This is a genomic window from Paenarthrobacter sp. TRD_SC_7 (assembly GCF_056156245.1).
This window is the reverse complement of the sequence record NZ_CM149587.1, coordinates 4,163,881-4,184,212: the sequence shown is the minus strand read 5'-3', so window position 1 is coordinate 4,184,212 and position 20,332 is coordinate 4,163,881. Positions and strand designations below refer to the sequence as shown.

Below are 20,332 nucleotides of genomic sequence, written 5' to 3'. Positions count from 1 at the left end.
GTTGTGGGGCCTGCTCTGCGTCCTAAAAGCCAGTGAGAAGGCGCAGAGCGGGCCCCACAACGGGCTGCCCAAACTTACTTGATGACGTATCCATGCATGATGGTCATGACGGCAGCGACGCTTTGCTCGCGGGTGCGCTCAGGGTTGTACGTCTGACGGTCGAGGCCCACCACGAAGATGGCCCCGAAAATCGCTGCCTCCAGAGACCCGCGGGCAATGCTCTCATCAACCTTGTACCCGGACGCGACGCTTTCCACGGCAGAGCCGATCACGGCCAGGAGTTCAGCGCGGAGTTCTGCAAACACGGCACTCCACTCGCCGGGAGTGCGCCAGGATTCGCTGACCCACAGGCGGGCAAATGAGGGGTAGTCGTCCATGAACTCCATGGCCTGGCCCACCATGTTGTTCATCGATTCCAGCGGGTCATTGGCTTGTCCGCGGACGTCTTGGAGTCGGACCAGCATGATGTCCACACCGTGCCGCAGCAACTGGGCGATCAGATCGGATTTGCTGCCGAAGTTGTAGTAGACGGTCCCCTTTGAGACCCCGGCGGCGGCCGCGATTTCGTCCACGGTCACCCCCGCGGCGCCGCGCTCGCCAATCAGTTCCATGGAGGCTTCGAACAGGCGCTGCTTGGTAGCGTTGGTGCGGCCGGGGCGAAGCTTCTTCTCCGCAGGACCTGATTCGCCTGCTTGGGAATCCGCTTGGGAGGGGACCGGCTCGGTGGTGCTCATACTGCGATCTCCGGCTTCAGCGTCTTGAGGGTCCACATCTTGTGCTTGCGGACGGCGAGCGTTGACAGTGCCGCTCCCAGCAAAGTGTATCCAAGCAGGCCCAGTACGGTGGGCCAGATCATGCTGAGCTCACCGCCGTAGATCAGGTGCCTCATGCCGGTCACTACGTATCCCATAGGCAGGACCTCGTGCACAACATGGAGCGGCATCGGGGTGGTCTGCCACGGGAATGTGCCTCCAGAGGACACGAGCTGCAGAACCAGCAGGATCAGCACCACAAACTTGCCGGGTGTTCCCATGAGCGCCACGATGCCTTGGATGATCGCGCTGAATGCCATTACGGCCGCAAGCATGAACAGCCACATGCCGATCGGGTGTGCGGGGTTCAGACCCAGGCCGAGATTCACCACCAGGGTGAGGATGGTGGCCTGCAGCACCGACACCACGAAGAACGGCAGCCAGCCTCCGACGGCGATTTTCCAGGCGGGGGCGTTCGACGCCAGGGCCCGTTGGGTGATCGGTCGCATGGCCTGGACCAGCATGAACACACCGATCCATAGTGCGAGCGTCAGGAAGAACGGTGCCAAGCCGGCGCCGTAAGAGCCCGCCTTGGCCTGCGACACATTGTCCACGGCCACTGGATCCGCGATCACCTTGGACACGCTGCTCTTTTGCTCATCGTTCGGGTTGGGGATGTCTCCCGCGCCCTTGGCGAGCTCGGTGGCCAACGTGTGGGCGCCGTCGGAGGCCGTGACTCCGCCGCTGGCAAGCTGGCCTGCGCCATCGTCCAGTTGGTGGGCGCCGTCGTCCAGCTTGGCGGCCCCGTCCAAGGCGGTTTGCTGCCCGGCGGCCAACGTTGATGCGCCTGTGCTCAGTTGCCCGGCCCCTTCGGCGGCCTTCGAGATCGCATCGGTGAGGGCCGGTGTCGCGGCGGCGAGCTTGGATGCTCCGGCGCTCACGGCAGCTGAACCGTCCGAGAGCTGCTGGATTTTGGCAGCATCGCCGGTGATCTTGGTCTTCGCGTCCGTGACAGGGCTCGATGCAGCGGCGGCGTCAAAGTCCGCCAGAACCTTGGTTGCCTGCTCCTGCGTCAGGACACCGGCAGTCACCAGTCGTGCGTTCGATTCCACCACGCGGTTGCGGAGGCTTTTGTCTGCCGCTTCGAGCTGCCCGACGACGTCCTGGACTTTGGCGTTCAGCTCAGCGTTTCCGGCGGCTACTTGGGCGGCGCCGTCGGCGAGCTTCTTGGAGTCGGCAGGCAATGTGGCGGTCTTGTTCTTGAGTTCCGTGAGGCCCGAGCTCAGCTGGCTGGCCCCGTTGTTGAGTTGCACAGCGCCATCCCGCAACTGGGCCTGCCCGTCGACGAGCTGGTCTGCCCCGGTGACCAATTGGGTGGTTCCTGTGTGAAGGGTCGCGGCGCCGTCACTGAGTTTGCCCACGCCAGTGGCCAGCTCCGAGGCACCATCAGCGGCCTTCACGATGGACGCATGGATGGTGCCGAAACCGGTGAGGAGCTGGTTGGCTGTTTCCTCGCCTACTTCCTTGGCCACCGTTGAATGCACGGCTGTTGTGAGCTTGTCCACGATGGTGCTCAGCAGGTAGTTGTTGGCGTCGTTGGTGGTGACATGCAGCATGGCCTGGTTGGCAGCGTCGAAGCTGCCGGGGGAGACCAAGTTGGCGGAGAAATCCTTGGGGATGCGCAGTGCGAAGGCGTACTCACCCGTCCGAACACCCGCATCTGCGTCCTCAGCGCTGGACACCTGCTTCCAGTTGAAGACGTGGCCCTCAACCAAGCTGTCCGCCACTTTCTTGCCGGCCTGAAGTTCCGTGCCGTCCTTTGAGGTGGCGCCCGTGTCCTCAACCACCAAGGCGGCGTCGATCTGGTTCAGGTTGCCGTACGGATCCCAGTTCGCGTAGAGATACACGGCGCCGTAGAGCAGCGGGACCATGGTCAGGGCGAGGATGGTCAGCTTGGGCAGGAGCCCGCCGGTCATGCGCTTGAGTTCGGAGCGGGCGAGCCGCAGAACAGTCACTTTGCAGTCCTTTGGAGGTTTTGGGATTCAGTTTCGGCAGCTGTTTCGAGTGCCACGGGTGTTTCAGGCTTTTGGGGTGCTTCCGGTGCCGGTTCGGCCGCGTGCTTGGCTTTGGGCCCGACGGCAGCTGGCTTGGGTTCGACGGCGGGTGCGGGTTCCGCTTCCGGTTCAGGGGGATGCGAGACGGAGTTGCCGATCACCGCGGCCGCGCCGGTCCAGTTGTCCGGTAGGGCACCCACGACGGCGACGACGGCGAGCGGCCGCCCGGCGTCGGACGCTAATGCCTGGAGCCGGGGCAACCAAGCCGCGGGATCGGCGCTGTGGCGGTCCGGGGAGTCGACCACCAAGAGGTCTGTGGCTGGATCTGCCAAGGCGAGCGCGGTCAGGAGTTCGAGTCGGCGTGCGGCCGGAATTTGTTCTATCCAGAGTCCGGCGATGTCCTCGAAACTGTTGACCTTCAGCCACGGCTTGCTCAGCAGTGCGCCACGGTACCGGCGGGGGATGAGTGAGAGATCTTCAGTGACGAGGTCGCGGACGCTGAGGTGTTGCTCGGGCTCGTTGACGCCGGGGGAGTCCACCAGGGCGCTGGCCAGGCGGATCTTCTTGGTCTTGGTGGTGTTGTCCCAGCTCAGGACGCCGTTGCTTGGCTTCATGCGGCCGCTCAGAGCCAACGCCAACGCGGTCCGCTGGTCCTGGCCCTCTCCGGCGACGAGCAGGAGTTCGCCGCGGCGGACTTGGAGTGACGTTGCCGGAAGGAGATCGTCCCGGCGGCCGTTGATCTGGAGTTGCTGTACGGACAGCACAATGAAGCCTTTCGCAGAAATGGTGTCTGCTGAAAGTCTAACTAAACTGACTGGTCAGTTCAAATAGGAGTCTAGAGCCCGTACTTTTCGAGAAGCCGCAGCCATACTTCGCTAATGGTGGGATACGACGGAACCGCGTGCCAGAGCCTGTCCAGCGGGACCTCGCCCACGATGGCAATCGTTGCCGAGTGCAGCAGCTCGGCGACACCCGGGCCCACAAACGTCGCGCCCAGGATCACCTTCCGGTCTTCGTCAACCACAATCTGCGCCCAGCCCTTGTAGTCGGCAGAGTGCAACTGGGAACCGGACACATCGATAGGCAGCTCCACACCTGTGACGTTCTTGCCCTGTAGCAGCGCCTGCTCAAGGCCTGGGCCCACTGAGGCAACCTCGGGGTCGGTGAAGACGACGCTTGGTACTGCCTGCTGGTTGGCTGTTTGGGCCCAGGGGCTCCACGGTTGGGGCGTTCCTTTGAGCTTGCCGTTGGCGCGGGCGACGATGGCATCGCCAGTGGCACGGGCCTCGTATTTGCCTTGATGGGTGAGGAGTACCTTGCCTGCGGCATCCCCGACAGCGTACAACCAGAGTCCGCTGGTGCCATCGCTCGCCGGGCCTTCCACCAGGCCGCTGGCTTCGGTTGTGAGCCGGAGGGGTTTGCCGTTTTGGGGTTCAACACCGACGTTTTCCAAGCCCAGATTGGCCAGGGCAGGGTGCCGTCCCGAGGCGACCAGGAGTTTGTCGGCTGTAAGTGCCTTGTCCTCGAACGTGACCGTCACTGAGCCGCCGTCGTTCTTCTCCACCTTTTCCACGTCGGTGTGAAGGTGAACGGCGATGCCATCGGCGCGAAGCCCGGCCAGGACCAGGTTCGCGGCTTCCTCCGGGTAACTGCTCAGCAAGCGGCCGCGGGCGATAAGCGTGACGTCCGAGCCGAGCCGGGCGTACGCCTGCGCCATTTCCACGCCCGCCACGCCGCCGCCGAGCACCACGAAACGCTTGGGAACTTCCTTGGCTGCCGTGGCGCCGCGGGTTGTCCAGAAAGGTACGTCTTTCAAACCGTCAATGTCCGGAATGGTGGGAGTTGAGCCCGTCGCGATCACCACGGCATGGTGTGCTTTCAAGGCGTAGCTCTTGCCATCGAGCCCGTCCACCTGGACCTCGCGCGGCCCAATGATGCGGCCACGGCCACGGATCAGCTCGATGCCCGCGCCATCCAGCCATTCAACCTGGCTGCTGTCCTGCCAATTATTGGTGAACCAGTCCCGGTGCTTTAGCGCGGCCTCGGCATCTATGGTTCCAGTGATCGCCTCTTTCGCACCGGGCACCACTTGGGCGGCGTGGAGCACACTCCCCGGACGGAGGAGCGCCTTGGAAGGAATGCACGCCCAGTAGGAGCACTCGCCGCCCACCAATTCGCTCTCGACAATCACCGCCGTCAGGCCGCCGCGAACCACTCGGTCCGCCACGTTTTCCCCTACGGCGCCCGCGCCGATCACGATTACGTCGAATTCCCGGGAGCTCTCGGCAGTCATGGGGAAAGCCTACAACTGCTGCCTGAACGTTGTGGGGCCCGATTTGCGTGCTTCTCGCTCCTATCGGGGCGCAGAGTAGGCCCCGCAACACGGGCGGGAAAGGGCTAGGAGTTAGGAGTGCAGCGCGCCTTTGAACCAGCCCGTGATGCGCGCCGGGTGCATGATTGCGGCGCCGACCACCACCGCAAACGCGCCAGCATCGAGGGCCTGCCGTGCATGGGCCGGAGGCACGCGGGAACTGACGACAGCTAACCCTTGTACACGGATCGCCGCAGCGCCCCGACGGCAGATCCCGCAATGTTAGGGAATTCCCGGCGCATGGCTGTGAGGGAGGTGGGACATCCGATATTGTGTTTGCGAGTCGCTCATTCTTGGTGAGCACTAAGCTCGCCTCATATTAACACGGCACTTAGTTCCAACGCTGGCCTTCGCCGACGCTGGGGCCAGTGCATCGGCAAGGAGAATGCCATGACAAGTTCCGGTGTGGTTCCGCAGGCGCGGTTCAGTGCACAGGCCCGGCTGCGTGCCTTGCAGTCGGACATTATGGATTTGATCCTTGAGCGTGAGCTAGAGGCGGGCGATCCGTTGCCGACGGAGAGTGAGCTCTCCGTCGCCCTTGGGGTGGGGCGAAACACGCTCCGTGAATCCCTTAAGGTGCTCCAAGCCCTGGGTGTCATCGAAATCCGCCACGGCTTCGGCATGTTTGTGGCACCGAGCAACTTTGATGCACTGGCTGATGGGCTCGCGTTCCGGGGGCGGCTTTCGCTTCGCCATCAGGGACTTGAAGCCCTCCAGCTGGTAGATGTACGCCAGGCTCTCGAATCCGGGCTGATTGGCTCTTCCATCGATGTCATGACCAAGGAACAGCTCGCTTCCATCGAAGAAGCCGTGAAGCAGATGGAAGAACTGGCTGCGGCTGGCGAAAACTTCGTCGCCGCCGACGCCGAGTTCCACCGCCGGCTCTTCGAACCCCTGAATAATGAACTCCTAATCAATCTGATGGGCGTCTTCTGGAAGGTGTACCGGAAGATCCACGTGGAAATCGGCCCGGGGAACGAGGATCTGAGCAAAACCGCTGCGATGCACCGCGGTATCTATGCGGCAGTTGCTGCCGGCGACAAGGATTCGGCTTCTGAACTGCTGTACCGGCACTTCGACGGCATTCGCCGCCGGATCAGCGAGGCCGTGGGCGAGTAAACGCTCCGCACCAGCGCAAAGGGCCGCCGTCGTACTTCTGTGGAAAGTACGACGGCGGCCCTTGCGTTTCTGCGTGCGGGTCACCTTCCGCTGCGTTCGCCCAAGTAGCGGTCAGGCGGCGCTGCCGCACCGTGGTGTTAGAAAGTGTGTGCGGGGTGTAACACGGGTCTGTTGTTACCGGGCGGGGCGGTGGATCATGGGATTGTCTGCTGTGGTTGAGGTCGCTGTGACCTTGGTGCCTTTGTGCCCGTCAAGTAGCGTGACCCGGAGGACTCCACGGGCACCGTGGATTGTTGCTTTGAGCACGAGTGTTAGATTCCTGAATAGTTTCCCTGTCCTCCCCGTGGCAGACACCTAACTAAGGAGCTACAGGGGTAGGAGGGTGCAATGGATATCGTGCACGAGCGGGCCGCGGGGTTGGATATTTCCAAGCGGGACGCGAAGGTCTGTGTCCGGGTTCCGGGGACGCGGGCGGGGACTTACATCTCACGGGTTACGACCTGGGGTGCAACCACACAATCGATCTTGGAACTGCGGGACTTCCTGGAGCGTGAACGGGTTTCTGCCGTGGTGATGGAAGCGACCAGCGATTACTGGAAGCCCTTCTTCTATCTGTTTGAAGAGACGTTGCCGGTGATGCTGGTCAATGCCAAGGCTGCACGGAATATCCCCGGGCGCAAAACCGATGTTTCGGACGCGGCGTGGTTGGCGCAGTTGGCCGCTTACGGGTTGCTCAAGGGTTCCTTTGTTCCACCCGAGCCAATCCGTGAACTCCGGGACCTGACCCGCGCCCGTGCTATCGCCGGCAGGGACAGGACCCGAGAGATCCAGCGGCTGGAGAAATTTCTGGAGAGCTCGGGAATCAAGCTTTCCTCGGAGGTCTCGGACCTGATGGGGGTCTCGTCCAGAGAGATGCTTGAGGCCTTGATCAGCGGAGAACGTGATCCTCAGGTATTGGCAGGAATGGCTCGAGGAACCTTGCGCTCCAAAGTCCCTGCCCTTGTTGATGCCCTTACCGGCAGGTTCAAGCCTCACCACGCATTCATGGCAAGGCTGCATCTGGACCAGATCGATGCCCAGACCCGAACCATTGAGGCGCTCACCGGGCGGATCGAGGAGGCTATGGAACCCTTTCGTGAAGCCAGGCAGGCCCTGGCCACCATCCCCGGAGTATCCCTCAAAGTTGCCGAAGTGATCATCGCCGAAACCGGTGCAGACATGCGCGTCTTCGAAACGCCGGCCCGGCTCGCGTCCTGGGCCGGCGTCTGTCCCAGCGCCAATGAATCCGCCGGGAGGATCAAGTCCAGCCACATCATGCCCGGCAACAAATACCTCAAAGCCGCTCTCGGCACCTCAGCCCTATCAGCGACACGAACGCAAGGCACGTACCTCGCAGCCAGATACCACCGCATAGCAGCCCGCCGCGGACCCATGAGAGCGGTCGTAGCGATCGAGCATTCCATCCTGACAGCGGCATGGCACATGCTCGCCAACGGCGAGTGCTACACCGACCCGGGCGCAGACCACTTCACCCGCATCAACCCATCCCGCGCGAAAAACAACGCCATCAAACAACTCAACAACCTCGGCTACAACGTCACCATCAGCCCAACCACCGCAGCCTGAGTCACCACTACTTTCGTATTAGGTCGCAGCTGAGCGCGTTTTCAGCCCTCAAAACGCGCGGTGCTGCGACTTACTTGGGTACGTCCGGGCAAAATAAAAGACCCGCACCGGCGAACCGGTGCGGGTCTTTATCTGTGCGCCCAAAGGGATTCGAACCCCTGACCTTCTGTTCCGTAGACAGACGCTCTATCCAGCTGAGCTATGGGCGCATTTTGTGTGATTCTCGGCGGTCTGTTTCTCTGACCCCCTCGAACCTCAATAAACTTTACAGAAGTTCATGTGAAGTTCCAAATCGAAAAGCTGTAATCTAGGCGACTAGACCGGTCTACGTGACCTTCGTCACTTAAATTGAGCCTCTGTGATCTTCGATCCTTGAGTTCTAGCGGTTTTCGCTCCATGCCTCTTTGGATGTCCGATGTCTGACAGCGGATTGGTCTGGTCCGCGGCCCCTATCGTTTAGGACACACCACTGAACCCGAGGAAGGGAACCGCAATGGGCGATCTGGCGCGACTGCCGCTGCTTGAGAAGGCACCCACTACGCATGCACGCCTGCTGGCCTGGGTTGAGGAAGTTGCCGAGCTGACTCAGCCGGACCGCATCCACTGGGTCGATGGCAGCGAAGCAGAAAACAAGAAGCTCACCGACGAACTCGTCGAGGCCGGCACGCTGAAGCGGCTAAACCCGGAAACGTTCCCGAATTCCTTCGCGGCGTTCTCTGACCCCGCTGACGTTGCCCGTGTAGAAGAGCAGACCTTCATCTGCTCCGAGAACGAGCGCGACGCAGGCTTCACCAACAACTGGATGGCCCCGGCCGAGATGAAGCAGAAGCTGCGCGGACTGTTCGCCGGTTCCATGCGCGGCCGTACCATGTACGTCATTCCGTTCGTCATGGGCCACCTGGATGCCGAGGACCCGAAGTTTGGCGTCGAGATCACCGACTCCGCCTACGTTGTTGCCTCCATGCGCATCATGGCCCGCATCGGTACGGACGTCCTTGACCGCATCACGCAGACTGATGCCTTCTTCGTTCCGGCCCTCCACTCGCTGGGCGCACCGTTGGAAGCCGGCCAGGCCGACGTCGCATGGCCTTGCAACACCGACAAGTGGATTGTCCACTTCCCCGAAGAGCGCTCCATCTGGTCCTTCGGTTCCGGCTACGGAGGCAACGCCCTCCTCGGCAAGAAGTGCTACGCGCTGCGCATCGCTTCGGTGATGGCGCGCGACGAAGGCTGGCTGGCCGAGCACATGCTCATCCTCAAGCTGACCTCCCCCGAGCAGAAGACCTACTACGTCTCCGCTGCTTTCCCGTCCGCCTGCGGCAAGACCAACCTCGCGTTGCTCGACCCCACCATCAAGGGTTGGAAGGTTGAGACGCTTGGTGACGACATCACCTGGATGCGCTTCGGCAAGGAGGGCGAGCTCCGCGCCGTCAACCCTGAGGCCGGCCTGTTCGGCGTTGCGCCGGGCACAGGCTGGGGCACCAATCCGAACGCCATGCGTGCTATCGCCAAGGGCAACAGCATCTTCACCAACGTCGCGCTAACCGACGACGGCGGCGTCTGGTGGGAAGGCATGACGGAAGAAACCCCGGCACACCTGACTGACTGGCGCGGCGAGTCCTGGACTCCGGACTCGGACGCCCCCGCTGCGCACCCGAACTCGCGTTTCTGCACGCCGATCGACCAGATCGACATGCTGGCCGAAGAGTACTTCAGCCCGGAAGGCGTTGAACTGTCCGCGATTCTGTTCGGTGGGCGCCGCAAGACCACCATCCCGCTGGTCACCGAGGCCCGCGACTGGTCAAACGGCATCTTCATGGGTTCCACGCTGTCCTCGGAAACCACGGCTGCTGCCGCCGGTGCTGTTGGCGTGGTCCGCCGCGACCCGATGGCCATGCTGCCGTTCATCGGCTACGACGCAGGTGACTACCTGAACCACTGGGTCAACCTGTCCGCCAAGGCCAACCCCGAGCGACTGCCCAAGATCTTCCTGGTCAACTGGTTCCGTCGCACGGCTGAAGGCGGCTTCGCCTGGCCTGGCTTCGGAGACAATGCCCGTGTGCTCAAGTGGGCCATCGAGCGTCTCGAAGGCAAGGCCGATGCTGTGGAGACCCCGATCGGCTTCGTACCGACCGGTGAATCCATCGACCTTGAGGGCCTGGACATGACTCCGGCCGAGGTTGAGTCGGCTGTTCGCGTCGACCCCGAGGAATGGGCAACCGAGCTGGCGTCCATCGAGGAATGGTTCGCCAACTTCGGCGAGTCACTCCCGGCGGCACTCCAGTCCGAGCTGGACGGTCTTAAGACCCGTCTGGGCTAGACCTCTTAGGAACAACGGCGTTCTTAAGTGAACGACGACGGCCCGTCACCTTTCGCACGAAAGGTGGCGGGCCGCCGTCGTTTTTTGCCTTAGTGGGCGAGCCAAACGTCAGGGCCAAACACTTCGTAGTGGATACGGGTGGCCGGAATCCCGGCATCTATGGCTTCGTCGCGGATCTTCTTCATGAAGGGGAGAGGGCCGCACAGATAGAGCGAAGCATCGGCAGGCATGGACACTTCCCGCAGCGACATGAAGCCCTCGTTGGCTCCAGGCTGGGGAGACTCGAGCCAAAGCTGCAGCTCTGCGTCGATTTTCGCCGCGTCGGCGCTCATCTGGCCGCTCAGTGCCCAGTTCTCCTTGGTCCTCTCGGCGTGAAGGACCATGACCTGCCGATCCGTGCCGGTCTTCGCGAGTGACCGCAGAATTGAGGCCGTTGGAGTGCAGCCAATACCCGCGGATGCCAGGATGACGGGACCATCGCCGTCCTTGAGGGTAATTTCGCCGTAAGGGTTTGAGATCTCGAGGATGTCGCCAGGTTCGACGCCGGCATGGAGGGCGGTGGACACCTCGCCGCCGTCGTTCAGCTTGGTAGTGAAGGTCCGGCTGCTGCCCGCGTCACCGGATAGCGAATACTGGCGTACTTGGCGCAGCTCGTCGGGGAGTTGGACCTTAACGCTCACGTACTGACCGGGTTTTGCTGCCGTCACCGGGGTGTTGTCCGCAGGTTCCAGGGTGAATGTCATGGCATCCGGGCCTGCTGGCTCTTTGCTGATGACACGCCACGGCATCCACATTTTTTGGTTTGCCTGGCATGCGTATAGGTCCTTCTCAAGTTTGATCAGGGCGTCCGCCATGAGCCAGTAGACCTCTGTCCACGCTTCGGCGATCTCCGGAGTGATGACCTCGGCCAAGTCCGCGGCGATGGCTGCGAAGAGGTGGTGGTAGACCACCGCGTATTGATCCTCAGTGATTCCGAGGGAAGCGTGCTTGTGCGCAATGCGGGAGAGAACCTTTTCGGGGAGTGTGTCCGGGTTGTTGATCAGGTGGCTCGCGAAGGCCGCGATACTCCCGGCGAGTGCCCGCTGCTGATCTCCAGAACGCTGGTTGGAACGGCTGAAGAGCCCATCGAGCAGTTCGGGATGCGCGGCGAAGAGTCGGTTGTAGAAGTCGACGGTGATCGCGCCGATCCGCGAACCAACCAAGGGCAGGGTGGCTTCGATGATGGGGCGGGACTTTTCCGAGAGCATGGTTCTCCTGGCTGTAGGGCCGGGTTGGTCCGGCCAAATATATACGCATTGGTAATGCCTATATTTATATCCAATTTCTACACTGCGTAGAAGAGATGTGCAAACGGGAAGGACTGGCCTTACGGAGACGCTTTGCTGATGCCTATGGTGGCTACGACAGCGTTGCGGGCGTCCTGAACTCCGGCCGGAGCCCGATGGATTGGAACACCGGGTTCATCTGACGGGCATGGGGGAGGGACGCGATAACCACGGTATCGAGCTCGCGGTAGAAGGCTTCCCTGGCCCGATTCATCGCATGACGCAGTCCGCACTCGTTGATGAGGGGGCAGTTCTTTGTGGGGGACTGGCACTCGGCTGGATCCTGCCGGCTGTCGAGATGCCTCAGAAGCTCGCCAACGGTGGCTTTTCGTCCGGCTTCATTGAGCCGGGAACCGCCCAGTCGTCCCCGTTCAACGTCGATGTAACCCAGTGCGCGCAGGCGGACCATCGCCTTGCTGACGTGGTTGTACGGGGTCCCCACGGCATCCGCCACCGCTTGGGTAGTGAGCAATATGCCTTCGGGCGCCGCGGCCAACACCATGATTGCGCGGAGGCTGACATCTGCGAAGGCGTTGATTTTCATGGGATCAGCTCACGGTTAAGGTCTAGTCCACCCAGATGGATGGTTCGTGGGTATCGGGTTCCATGGCGCTAAAGGCAAAACCGTCCACTGTGGGCGTGTACGGAATGATGGCCGCGCGGACTTCGCCATCCCTGTGTTCGGCTGCACCATGGATGCCGTCAGAACCATGGTCCGGCAGGCTGACGTCACTCACCACTGCTACAGCCTTGAAATCGTCACGGCCTTGGCGCAGCAGTTCATGGATGTCGGTCAACATTTGCCCGGCATCCACGTCACCATTCTCGTCCGGCTCGCCCGGGGCAATCATCAGTATCCGGAGTTCGCCATCGTTCGCCAACGTGACGCCGAACGGGAAGAAGCCGCCGTTCTGCTGGATGTGCTCCTGGGCTGTCCCGAGTGCAGTGCCCAGAGTCTCGCGGAGTTCGCGGTCCTGGACTGATTCGCCGGGGTCGGTAGTGGGCTCGCTCATGCGGACCAGTTCCTAGGCCCGGACCAGCGCCAGGACGCGGTCGCGGATCTTTTCCATGGTTGGCTGGTCCTTGGCTTCTGCGTTCAGGCGCAGGAAGGGCTCGGTGTTGGACGGGCGAAGGTTGAACCACCAGCTGCCGTCCTTGGCTGTGAACGTGCTGCCGTCCATGTGGTCGATGTCGATGTCTTCGGTTTCAAAGTCGACGCGAACGCGTTCGACGGCGCCGGCCTTGTCTTCGATCTCGGAGTTGATCTCGCCGGAGGAGACATAGGGCTCGTATTGCCGGCCAAGTTCCGAGAGCGGTCCGTCCTGCTCACCCAAGGCGGCGAGGACGTGCATGGCAGCGAGCATGCCGGTGTCAGCGTTCCAGAAATCCCGGAAGTAGAAGTGTGCAGAGTGCTCCCCGCCGAACACGGCACCTTCCTCGGCCATGACAGCCTTGATGAAGGAATGTCCCACCCGGGTCCGTACGGCACGGCCGCCGTCCTTGGCTACCAGCTCGGGCACGGCCTTGGAGGTGAGGAGGTTGTGGATAATCACCGGGGTCTCTTCACCTGCGGCCTGGGCGCGGGCGATCTCACGCCGGGCCACCATGCCGGTGATCGCGGACGGGGAGACGGGCTCGCCCTTTTCGTCGATGACAAAGCAGCGGTCCGCGTCGCCGTCGAACGCAAGGCCGATGTCGGCGCCGTGCTTGATGACAGCGGCCTGCAGGTCCCGCAGGTTTTCCGGCTCCAGCGGGTTGGCCGGGTGGTTGGGGAACGAACCGTCCAGCTCAAAGTAGAGCGGAACGATCTCGAACGGCAGGGCCGGGAGCAATTTGTCGCCCAGGACGGCCGGGGTGGTCAAACCCGCCATGCCGTTGCCGGCGTCAACGACGATTTTCAGCCGACGCGAGCCGGACAGATCCACCAATTGGCGAAGGTACTCGGAGTAGTCCTTCAAAACGTCCTGCACACCAATCTCGCCGCGGGTGCCCGCTGCAGGGATGGTGCCGGTGTTAAGGTACTGCTCAGCGAGGGCCTGGATTTCCTTGAGGCCGCTCTCGGAAGAGATGGGCTGGGCGCCGGGCTTTGCCATCTTGATTCCGTTGTACTCGGCCGGGTTGTGGCTGGCGGTGAACGTGGCGCCGGCAGCGTTCAGGGCGCCACACGCGTAGTAGAGCTCGTCGGTGGAGATCAAATCGAGCAGTTGGACGTTCGCTCCGCGCGTTGCTGCACCATTGGCGAAGGCTTGGCTGAACTCCGGCGAGGAAGGGCGCATGTCACCGCCAACAAGGACGGTCCCGCCCTCAAGACCCAGGACGTCGACGAAGGCAGCGCCCACGGCCTCGACAATTTCAGCCGTGATGGACTCACCCACGATGCCCCGGACGTCGTACGCCTTGAAGGAAGCCGAGAGGTCGAATGTCTTGTTCTGCTCGCTAGTCACGGGCTCAATCCTACTGTGGCAACGCAGATGGGGTTGAACCTGAACAGAAGGCCTGTGGATAGTCGTTGTCCTCATGGCAGCCGTTGTCCACATAGCAGGGTAGTCAGGTTCCGGCTGTCAGGGGCGGCTGGAATACTGGGTTGATGGCCAACAACTCCCCAAACACTGCCGTTTCCGTGCAATCAACTACCCTTCAGCAGGCGCTGGCGTGCCTTCGTGAGTTGGTAGGCCATCCCGAAGCGCAATTCCACGACGGCCAGTATGAAGCCATCGAGGCGTTGGTGGACTCGGGCCGCCGGGCCTTGGTAGTCCAACGCACCGGCTGGGGAAAGTCGGCGGTCTACTTCGTGGCGTCACTGCTGTTACGTCGGCGGGGCGCCGGCCCAACGCTGATTGTGTCGCCGTTGCTCGCGCTCATGCGTGACCAAGTGGCCGCAGCCGCCCGTGCAGGAGTGCGTGCCGTGGCCATAAACTCCGCCAACGCCCTTGAATGGGACACAGTCCTGGCCCAGCTGGCCGCGGACGAGGTCGATGTCCTCTTGGTTTCCCCGGAGCGGCTCACCAACCCTTCCTTCAGGGAGAACCAGCTTCCGGAGCTCATTCGCAGAACCGGGCTCTTGGTGATTGACGAGGCACACTGTATATCGGACTGGGGGCACGACTTCCGCCCTGACTACCGTCGCATTGCGGACCTCATTGCCCAGTTGCCGGAGTCCGTTCCCGTCCTGGCCACCACAGCCACCGCCAATTCCAGGGTGGTTCATGACATCGAAGAACAACTTGGCGCGGGAGTGCTGACCATACGTGGCGCCCTGGGACGCGAATCACTGCGGCTCGGTGTCCTGACACTGCCCGATTCCCGGGATCGACTGGGGTGGCTGCTGACGCACCTGGCCGACATGCCCGGCAGCGGCATCATCTACACACTCACCGTCTCGGCTGCCGAGGACACGGCACGGCTCCTCGCGGAGGCCGGGCACAATGTCTTGTCATACACGGGAAGGACGGATCCTGCGGACCGGGAGCGTGCTGAACAACTTCTAAAGGACAACCAAGTGAAGGCCCTCGTGGCCACCTCCGCCCTGGGGATGGGTTTCGACAAGCCTGACCTGGGGTTCGTTATCCACCTTGGCGCTCCGTCGTCGCCAGTTGCCTACTACCAGCAGGTTGGCCGTGCAGGCCGCGGAGCGGCCAACGCAGATGTCCTCCTGCTCCCGGGCTCCGAAGACCGCGAGATCTGGCAGTACTTCGCCACGGCTTCCATGCCGTCGTCCGAGAAAGCCGATTCTGTGCTGAACGTGCTCGGGGAGGCCGGCTCAGCCCTGTCCACGGTCGCGCTGGAAGCCAGAGTGGATCTTCGCCGCACGCCATTGGAACTTCTCCTCAAAGTCCTGGCGGTAGATGGAGCAGTAGAACGTGTTGGAGGCGGTTGGCGATCCACCGGCAAGCCATGGACCTATGACGCCGAGCGCTACGCACGCATTGCCGAGGCCCGTGTGGATGAGCAGGATTCCATGGTGATCTACCAGGACACGGCCGGCTGCCGCATGGAATACATCACCTCGGTTCTGGACGACGAAACAGCAGCCGCCTGCGGCCGCTGCGACAACTGCGCCGGCCGGTGGTTCCCTGTGGACGTGGCAGCCTCGGCAGCTGACGCCGCGGGACAAACTCTCCGGCGTGCCGGCATAGCCGTGGAGCCGCGCCTTCAGTGGCCCAGTGGCATGGACCGGCTCGGAGTGGCTGTCAAAGGAAAGATCAAGCCGGACGAGAGCGTTTCCGAAGGAAGGATCCTCGCCAGGCTCACAGACCTGGGTTGGGGCGGTGCTCTACGGGAGTTGTTCGCCGCCGGGGCTCCGGACCGCGCCGTGGACTCTGCCATGTTGCAGGCCTGCGTCCAAGTATTGCGCGAGTGGGCGGGGGCTGAAGGCGGAACTCCGTGGAGCGGCGTCGGCCGGCCGGCGGCTGTTGTCAGCATCCCGTCCCGGAGCAAGCCGCAGCTGGTGGAGTCCCTGGCACAGGGAATTGCCGGAATAGGACGGATGCCGTACCTCGGTCAGCTGCAGCCTCAACATGGAGGGCCGACCGGGGCACGTGGAGGCAACAGCGCATACAGGCTGGCCGGTGTCTGGGACAGGCTTGTCGTGGGTCCCGAGCTCGCGAAGGCCCTGGCGGATACTGGCGGCCAGCCCGTGTTGTTGGTCGACGACCTCGTTGACAGCCGCTGGACCATGACCGTGTCGGCCCGAGCGTTGCGCCAAGCCGGTGTTGGTGCCGTTCTGCCGCTGGCGTTGGCCCAAGCAGGATAGTAGGGTGCGGTCGAACTACGTCATGTTGTGATCGCTCCCACCCCAGGTCTATAGGATCGAGCAAACGCCTGCTTGCCTGTCGCAGGCCACCAGCCAGAACGTGGACCGGAGCCATGAGCACAAAAGCCAACACGGACGTCGAAGCGGCCAACGAATCAAGTTGGCGGCCGCGCCTGGCCCTGTTGGTGGCGGCCACGTTCTTCATGGAATTCCTGGACGGGACCATCCTGACCACGGCTATTCCGAGCATCGCGTCCGATTTCAGCGTGGCACCGGCCGACGTCAACATCACCATGACGGCGTACCTGGTGACAGTGGCGATGGGCATTCCGCTGAGCAGTTGGCTAGCTGAGCGGTTCGGCGCCCGCAGGATCTTCTGCCTCGCCATCTCGGTGTTCACCATTGCCTCCCTGCTCTGCGCAATGAGCACGGACCTGACCATGCTGACGCTCAGCCGGGTCGCTCAGGGCGTGGGCGGAGCCATGATGGTTCCCGTAGGCACCCTGGTGGTGTTGCGGGGCACCCCGAAGTCCGAGCTTCTCCGCGCCACCGCGTATCTCGTGTGGCCTGGCCTCCTGGCGCCGGTCTTGGCCCCGATGGTGGGCGGCGCCCTCACCACCTTCCTTTCATGGCACTGGATCTTCATCATCAATGTCCCCCTCGGCCTGGCCGCGTTCATTGCGGCCCTCAGGCTGGTGCCGCGAACACAGTTTGATGCCAAGCGCCGGCTCGACTGGTTTGGGCTACTGCTCACTACACTTGGCGTGGGTGCCCTTGTGGTGGGACTGGAAACCCTGGGAGGCCACGCCTCCAATGTGCTCGCCGTCTTGGTGGTCACTGCCGGGTTGCTGTCCTTGGTTTGTGCGGTGTGGTGGATGAGCAAAGCCAGAGTTCCGCTGTTCAATCTCAGCGTCTTTGGCACCAGGACTTTCAGGGCGACCTCCACCGGTGGTTTTATTTACCGGCTGACCATCAGTTCGGTTCCTTTCCTGCTGCCTTTGATGTTCCAGGACGGGTTTGGCTGGGATCCACTGAAGGCCGGCGTGATGGTTGCGGCCGTGTTCGTGGGCAACATTGGAATCAAGCCGGCCACCACGCCCCTGATAAGGCGCTTTGGGTTCAAGCCTGTGCTCGTGTTTGCGTCGTTCGCGTCAGCCGTCACGTTTGCGTTGTGCGCCTTCCTGGACGCCCAAACACCCGAGCCATTGATATTTGCGTTGCTGCTGTTCAGCGGTGCGTTCCGCTCCATCGGTTTCTCCGCGTATGCCTCGGTGCAGTACGCCGACATCATTCCAAGGCAGTTGCCCTCAGCCAACGCCATCTCCGCAACGCTCGTTCAGTTGGCGGCCGCGGCAGGGATCGCGGTGGGTGCTCTGTTCCTTCGCCTGTTCGAAACCACCCATGTGTTCGGGGCGGATCACGTGGCCGCCTACAAAGGGGCGTTCCTTGCCATGGCCGTCCTGATGCTGATCAGCACGGTGGACAGCCTGACACTCCATCGTCACGCCGGAGCTGAAGTCAGCGGCGGACCGAAGCGCGGCTGACCAGCGGCTCAATGGATAAGAGCCTTAAACGCAAAAGGTCCCGGTTCGAGAACCGGGACCAATTCGCGGAGACGGGGGGATTTGAACCCCCGGTGGAGTTGTGCCCCACACTTCATTAGCAGTGAAGCCCATTCGGCCGCTCTGGCACGTCTCCAATTGCTATTGCTAGCCCACCAAGGATACGCAGAACGTGCCGTCTAGCGCAAAACAGCTGCTTGTCAGTTGCTTCCAGCAAGGGAAAGCCACAGGAAGTGGTTGCTCCTGGCCTGCAGTGCAGCGGCCTGCCTATTGTCGGATGCCCCCGCGTGACCGCCCTCAAGGGCTTCGTGGAACCAGACGTTGGGGATGCCCATGGCCTGCATGCGCGCGGCCATCTTGCGGGCCTGGACAGGTCCCACGCGGTCATCGGACGTGGCAGTCCAAAGGAAAGTCTCAGGGTATTCAACACCGTCGTGAAGGAGATGGTAGGGCGAGAAGGTGCGGATGAACTCCCACTGTCCGGGGATATCGGGGTCACCGTATTCGGCGATCCACGAGTATCCGGCGGAGAGCTTGGTGTAGCGGCGCATGTCCAGGAGCGGCACCCCACAGGAAACAGCCCCGAACAGTTCCGGGTACTGGGTCAGCATGTTGCCTACCAGGAGGCCACCGTTTGAACCGCCCACACAACCGAGTCGACGGCGGCTGGTGACGCCTCGCGAGATCAGGTCCCGGGCCACGGCTGCGAAGTCCTCGTAGGCGCGGTGCCGGTTTTCCTGAAGTGCTGCACGGTGCCAGGACGGGCCGTATTCACCGCCGCCCCTGATGTTGGCCACGACGTAGACGCCACCGCGTGAGTGCGCGGCAGCCCCGTTGTCGGAGGATGCGCCCACAGTGCGGCGCTCAAGCCAGGCCCGCCCAACGGTTCCGCTGTAAGCGGGCGTGCGGGCGATCTCGAACCCGCCATAGCCGGAAAGTTGGGTGGGATTTTGGCCATCCAGCACCAGGTCTTTGGATGCGACTTGGAAGTAGGGAACCTTGGTCCCATCGTCAGAGACAGCAAAGTGCTGCTGGACTTCGTAGTCGGCCTCGTTGAAGAACGACGGCGACCGCTTAACTTCGGCGTGCCGGCTCACCACGCCACGGCTCTCGGCCTCCGACGATGACACGGCAAGCCTCCCTCTGGTCAACGTTGTGGGCGTCGTGAAACCGGTGGCCACCAGCCAGAAGTCGTTGCCTTCGGCGCCCGGGTCTTCGTCATCCACGGCGTAAGCATTGACGTCGTGCAGGGGCGGGCAGGCGTCCAGTACGGTGGAGGCCCAAACTCCGGCGGAGTCAACAGTTGATGGATCCAACACCCGGATTTCGGAGGACACATCGCGCAGGAGGTTCAGCATGAGGTAGTCCTTGGTCCAGCTCCATGACTGCAGCGACGTATGAGCATCCGGCGTAAAAAGGACCAGCAAAGAACGCGAACCAGCCAGATAAGAGTCAAAGTCAGCTGCCAGGAGAGATCCAGCAGGGTACACAACACCAGCAACTTCCCAGTCCCGCTGCGGGCGGAACATCAGCCAGTCCCGGTGGGCGCTGATGTTCACGTCGGTGGGAACGTCGATGGCCACCCATGAACCGTCCCGCAGCAGCGACGTACTGCGGTTGTAGAAGTCGATGTAGTCCACGGCGAAGGTCCGCTCGTAGCCCGGCGTTGAGTCGTGGGCCACCATGGCCAGCATGTGGTCCTCGGGGATTTCGAAGAGGCGCTCTGCCTGGGCCAGCGACTGGCCGCGGCGAAGCTTCACTCCGGTCCGTGCATAGGAGGACGTAGTTGCGGGGAGCCCGTCCGCGGTGCTGGACACGAGCAAAGTATCGGCATCCAGCCAGTTGACGTTGCCCTTCGCTGTGGGCAAGTCAAAGCCACCCTCCACGAAGGTGCGGGATTCGACGTCGAACTCGCGGTGGCGGTCAGCGTCGCCGCCGTCGGGGGAGAGCGAGACCATGGCCAGGCGGTACTCGGAGCCGTCGGCAGGACGGAGGAAGCCGGCGCCATGGAATACCCACTCAACGCCTTCGGCGGCGGCAAGGGCGTCGATGTCGAGCAGAACATCCCACTCAGGGTCCTCAGTGAGATAACTCTCCCAGGTGGTGCGGCGCCAGAGGCCCTTGGGGTGTTCCTGGTCCTTCCAGAAGTTGTAGTAGAAGTCGCCGCGTTTGGAGACCATCGCGATGCGATCGGTGGAGTCGAGGACTTCCAGGATGCCGGCCTCTACGGCCTCATACTCGGCGTCCTCCAGCAAGTCTTCGGTGCGCGCGTTCTGCTCGCGGACCCACGCCAGCTGTTCTTCGCCGTGGATGTCTTCGAGCCAGACGTTTTCATCCGTGGGCTCAGGCGCGACGTCCGCTGCGTGGCGCGGGCCGGAGGCTGGCGCGGTCTCATTCTCGGGAAGTGGCGTCTGATCAGCTTCTGTGGTGGTCATCGCCCCATCCAAGCA

At 62.6% G+C, this 20,332-nt stretch carries 15 protein-coding genes and 2 tRNA genes; 5 read left to right on the top strand and 12 right to left on the bottom strand.

What is annotated here, in order from left to right:
• Nucleotides 1-74 precede the first annotated feature (74 nt).
• From AC0J5Z_RS19855 to AC0J5Z_RS19840, 4 genes are all read right to left on the bottom strand, one after another.
• Complete coding sequence (locus AC0J5Z_RS19855; protein WP_475035782.1) at nt 75-734, bottom strand: TetR/AcrR family transcriptional regulator; 660 nt, start codon at nt 732-734, stop codon at nt 75-77.
• Nucleotides 731-2,767 carry a YhgE/Pip family protein gene (locus tag AC0J5Z_RS19850; protein ID WP_475035777.1) on the bottom strand — a complete coding sequence of 679 codons (2,037 nt, stop codon included), beginning with the start codon at nt 2,765-2,767 and terminating at the stop codon, nt 731-733. The genes AC0J5Z_RS19855 and AC0J5Z_RS19850 overlap by 4 nt, the downstream gene beginning before the upstream one ends.
• Nucleotides 2,764-3,570, bottom strand: a complete 807-nt coding sequence (locus AC0J5Z_RS19845) for a P-loop NTPase family protein (RefSeq protein ID WP_475035772.1) — start codon at nt 3,568-3,570, stop codon at nt 2,764-2,766. Before AC0J5Z_RS19845 ends, AC0J5Z_RS19850 begins: the two co-directional genes overlap by 4 nt.
• 71 nt (nt 3,571-3,641) lie before the next feature.
• Nucleotides 3,642-5,099: a dihydrolipoyl dehydrogenase family protein gene (locus AC0J5Z_RS19840; RefSeq protein WP_475035770.1), complete on the bottom strand. Its 1,458-nt coding sequence runs from the start codon at nt 5,097-5,099 to the stop codon at nt 3,642-3,644.
• A 468-nt stretch (nt 5,100-5,567) separates the two neighbouring features.
• On the opposite strand from AC0J5Z_RS19840, the gene AC0J5Z_RS19835 reads away from it, so the two are divergent.
• Nucleotides 5,568-6,296, top strand: coding sequence for a FadR/GntR family transcriptional regulator (locus AC0J5Z_RS19835; RefSeq protein ID WP_475035768.1), 729 nt, complete (start codon nt 5,568-5,570; stop codon nt 6,294-6,296).
• Nucleotides 6,297-6,470: 174 nt separating this feature from the next.
• Here the strand turns inward: AC0J5Z_RS19835 and AC0J5Z_RS19830 are convergent, their stop codons facing one another.
• Nucleotides 6,471-6,602, bottom strand: a complete 132-nt coding sequence (locus tag AC0J5Z_RS19830; RefSeq protein ID WP_475035766.1) for a hypothetical protein — start codon at nt 6,600-6,602, stop codon at nt 6,471-6,473.
• 81 nt (nt 6,603-6,683) lie between these two features.
• Between AC0J5Z_RS19830 and AC0J5Z_RS19825 the strand changes: the two genes are divergently transcribed.
• Nucleotides 6,684-7,922 carry an IS110 family RNA-guided transposase gene (locus tag AC0J5Z_RS19825; protein ID WP_475035764.1) on the top strand — a complete coding sequence of 413 codons (1,239 nt, stop codon included), beginning with the start codon at nt 6,684-6,686 and terminating at the stop codon, nt 7,920-7,922.
• Nucleotides 7,923-8,057: 135 nt separating this feature from the next.
• Here AC0J5Z_RS19825 and AC0J5Z_RS19820 read toward each other — a convergent pair.
• Nucleotides 8,058-8,131, bottom strand: a tRNA-Arg gene (locus tag AC0J5Z_RS19820).
• Nucleotides 8,132-8,415: 284 nt separating this feature from the next.
• Here AC0J5Z_RS19820 and AC0J5Z_RS19815 point away from each other — a divergent pair.
• Nucleotides 8,416-10,242 carry a phosphoenolpyruvate carboxykinase (GTP) gene (locus AC0J5Z_RS19815; RefSeq protein ID WP_017198121.1) on the top strand — a complete coding sequence of 609 codons (1,827 nt, stop codon included), beginning with the start codon at nt 8,416-8,418 and terminating at the stop codon, nt 10,240-10,242.
• 89 nt (nt 10,243-10,331) lie between these two features.
• Here AC0J5Z_RS19815 and AC0J5Z_RS19810 read toward each other — a convergent pair whose 3' ends face one another.
• The 4 genes from AC0J5Z_RS19810 to AC0J5Z_RS19795 form a co-directional block, all read right to left on the bottom strand.
• Nucleotides 10,332-11,489, bottom strand: coding sequence for a globin domain-containing protein (locus AC0J5Z_RS19810; protein WP_475035762.1), 1,158 nt, complete (start codon nt 11,487-11,489; stop codon nt 10,332-10,334).
• Between the two features lie 151 nt (nt 11,490-11,640).
• Nucleotides 11,641-12,111 carry an RrF2 family transcriptional regulator gene (locus AC0J5Z_RS19805; protein WP_475035760.1) on the bottom strand — a complete coding sequence of 157 codons (471 nt, stop codon included), beginning with the start codon at nt 12,109-12,111 and terminating at the stop codon, nt 11,641-11,643.
• A 22-nt stretch (nt 12,112-12,133) separates the two neighbouring features.
• Nucleotides 12,134-12,580, bottom strand: a complete 447-nt coding sequence (locus AC0J5Z_RS19800; protein ID WP_475035758.1) for a hypothetical protein — start codon at nt 12,578-12,580, stop codon at nt 12,134-12,136.
• A gap of 12 nt (nt 12,581-12,592) precedes the next feature.
• Nucleotides 12,593-14,011 (bottom strand): phosphomannomutase/phosphoglucomutase, encoded by a 1,419-nt coding sequence (locus AC0J5Z_RS19795; protein WP_475035755.1) that lies wholly within the window; start codon nt 14,009-14,011, stop codon nt 12,593-12,595.
• Between the two features lie 143 nt (nt 14,012-14,154).
• Here AC0J5Z_RS19795 and AC0J5Z_RS19790 point away from each other — a divergent pair, with 143 nt between their 5' ends.
• Together AC0J5Z_RS19790 and AC0J5Z_RS19785 are read left to right on the top strand one after the other, a co-directional pair.
• A complete protein-coding gene (locus AC0J5Z_RS19790) occupies nt 14,155-16,320 on the top strand; it encodes a RecQ family ATP-dependent DNA helicase (protein ID WP_475035752.1) in 2,166 nt (721 codons plus the stop codon).
• Between the two features lie 113 nt (nt 16,321-16,433).
• Nucleotides 16,434-17,864, top strand: coding sequence for an MFS transporter (locus tag AC0J5Z_RS19785; protein ID WP_475035750.1), 1,431 nt, complete (start codon nt 16,434-16,436; stop codon nt 17,862-17,864).
• A gap of 66 nt (nt 17,865-17,930) precedes the next feature.
• Here the strand turns inward: AC0J5Z_RS19785 and AC0J5Z_RS19780 are convergent.
• Nucleotides 17,931-18,018, bottom strand: a tRNA-Ser gene (locus AC0J5Z_RS19780).
• A 64-nt stretch (nt 18,019-18,082) separates the two neighbouring features.
• Complete coding sequence (locus AC0J5Z_RS19775; protein ID WP_475035748.1) at nt 18,083-20,317, bottom strand: prolyl oligopeptidase family serine peptidase; 2,235 nt, start codon at nt 20,315-20,317, stop codon at nt 18,083-18,085.
• Between the last annotated feature and the right edge of the window lie 15 nt (nt 20,318-20,332).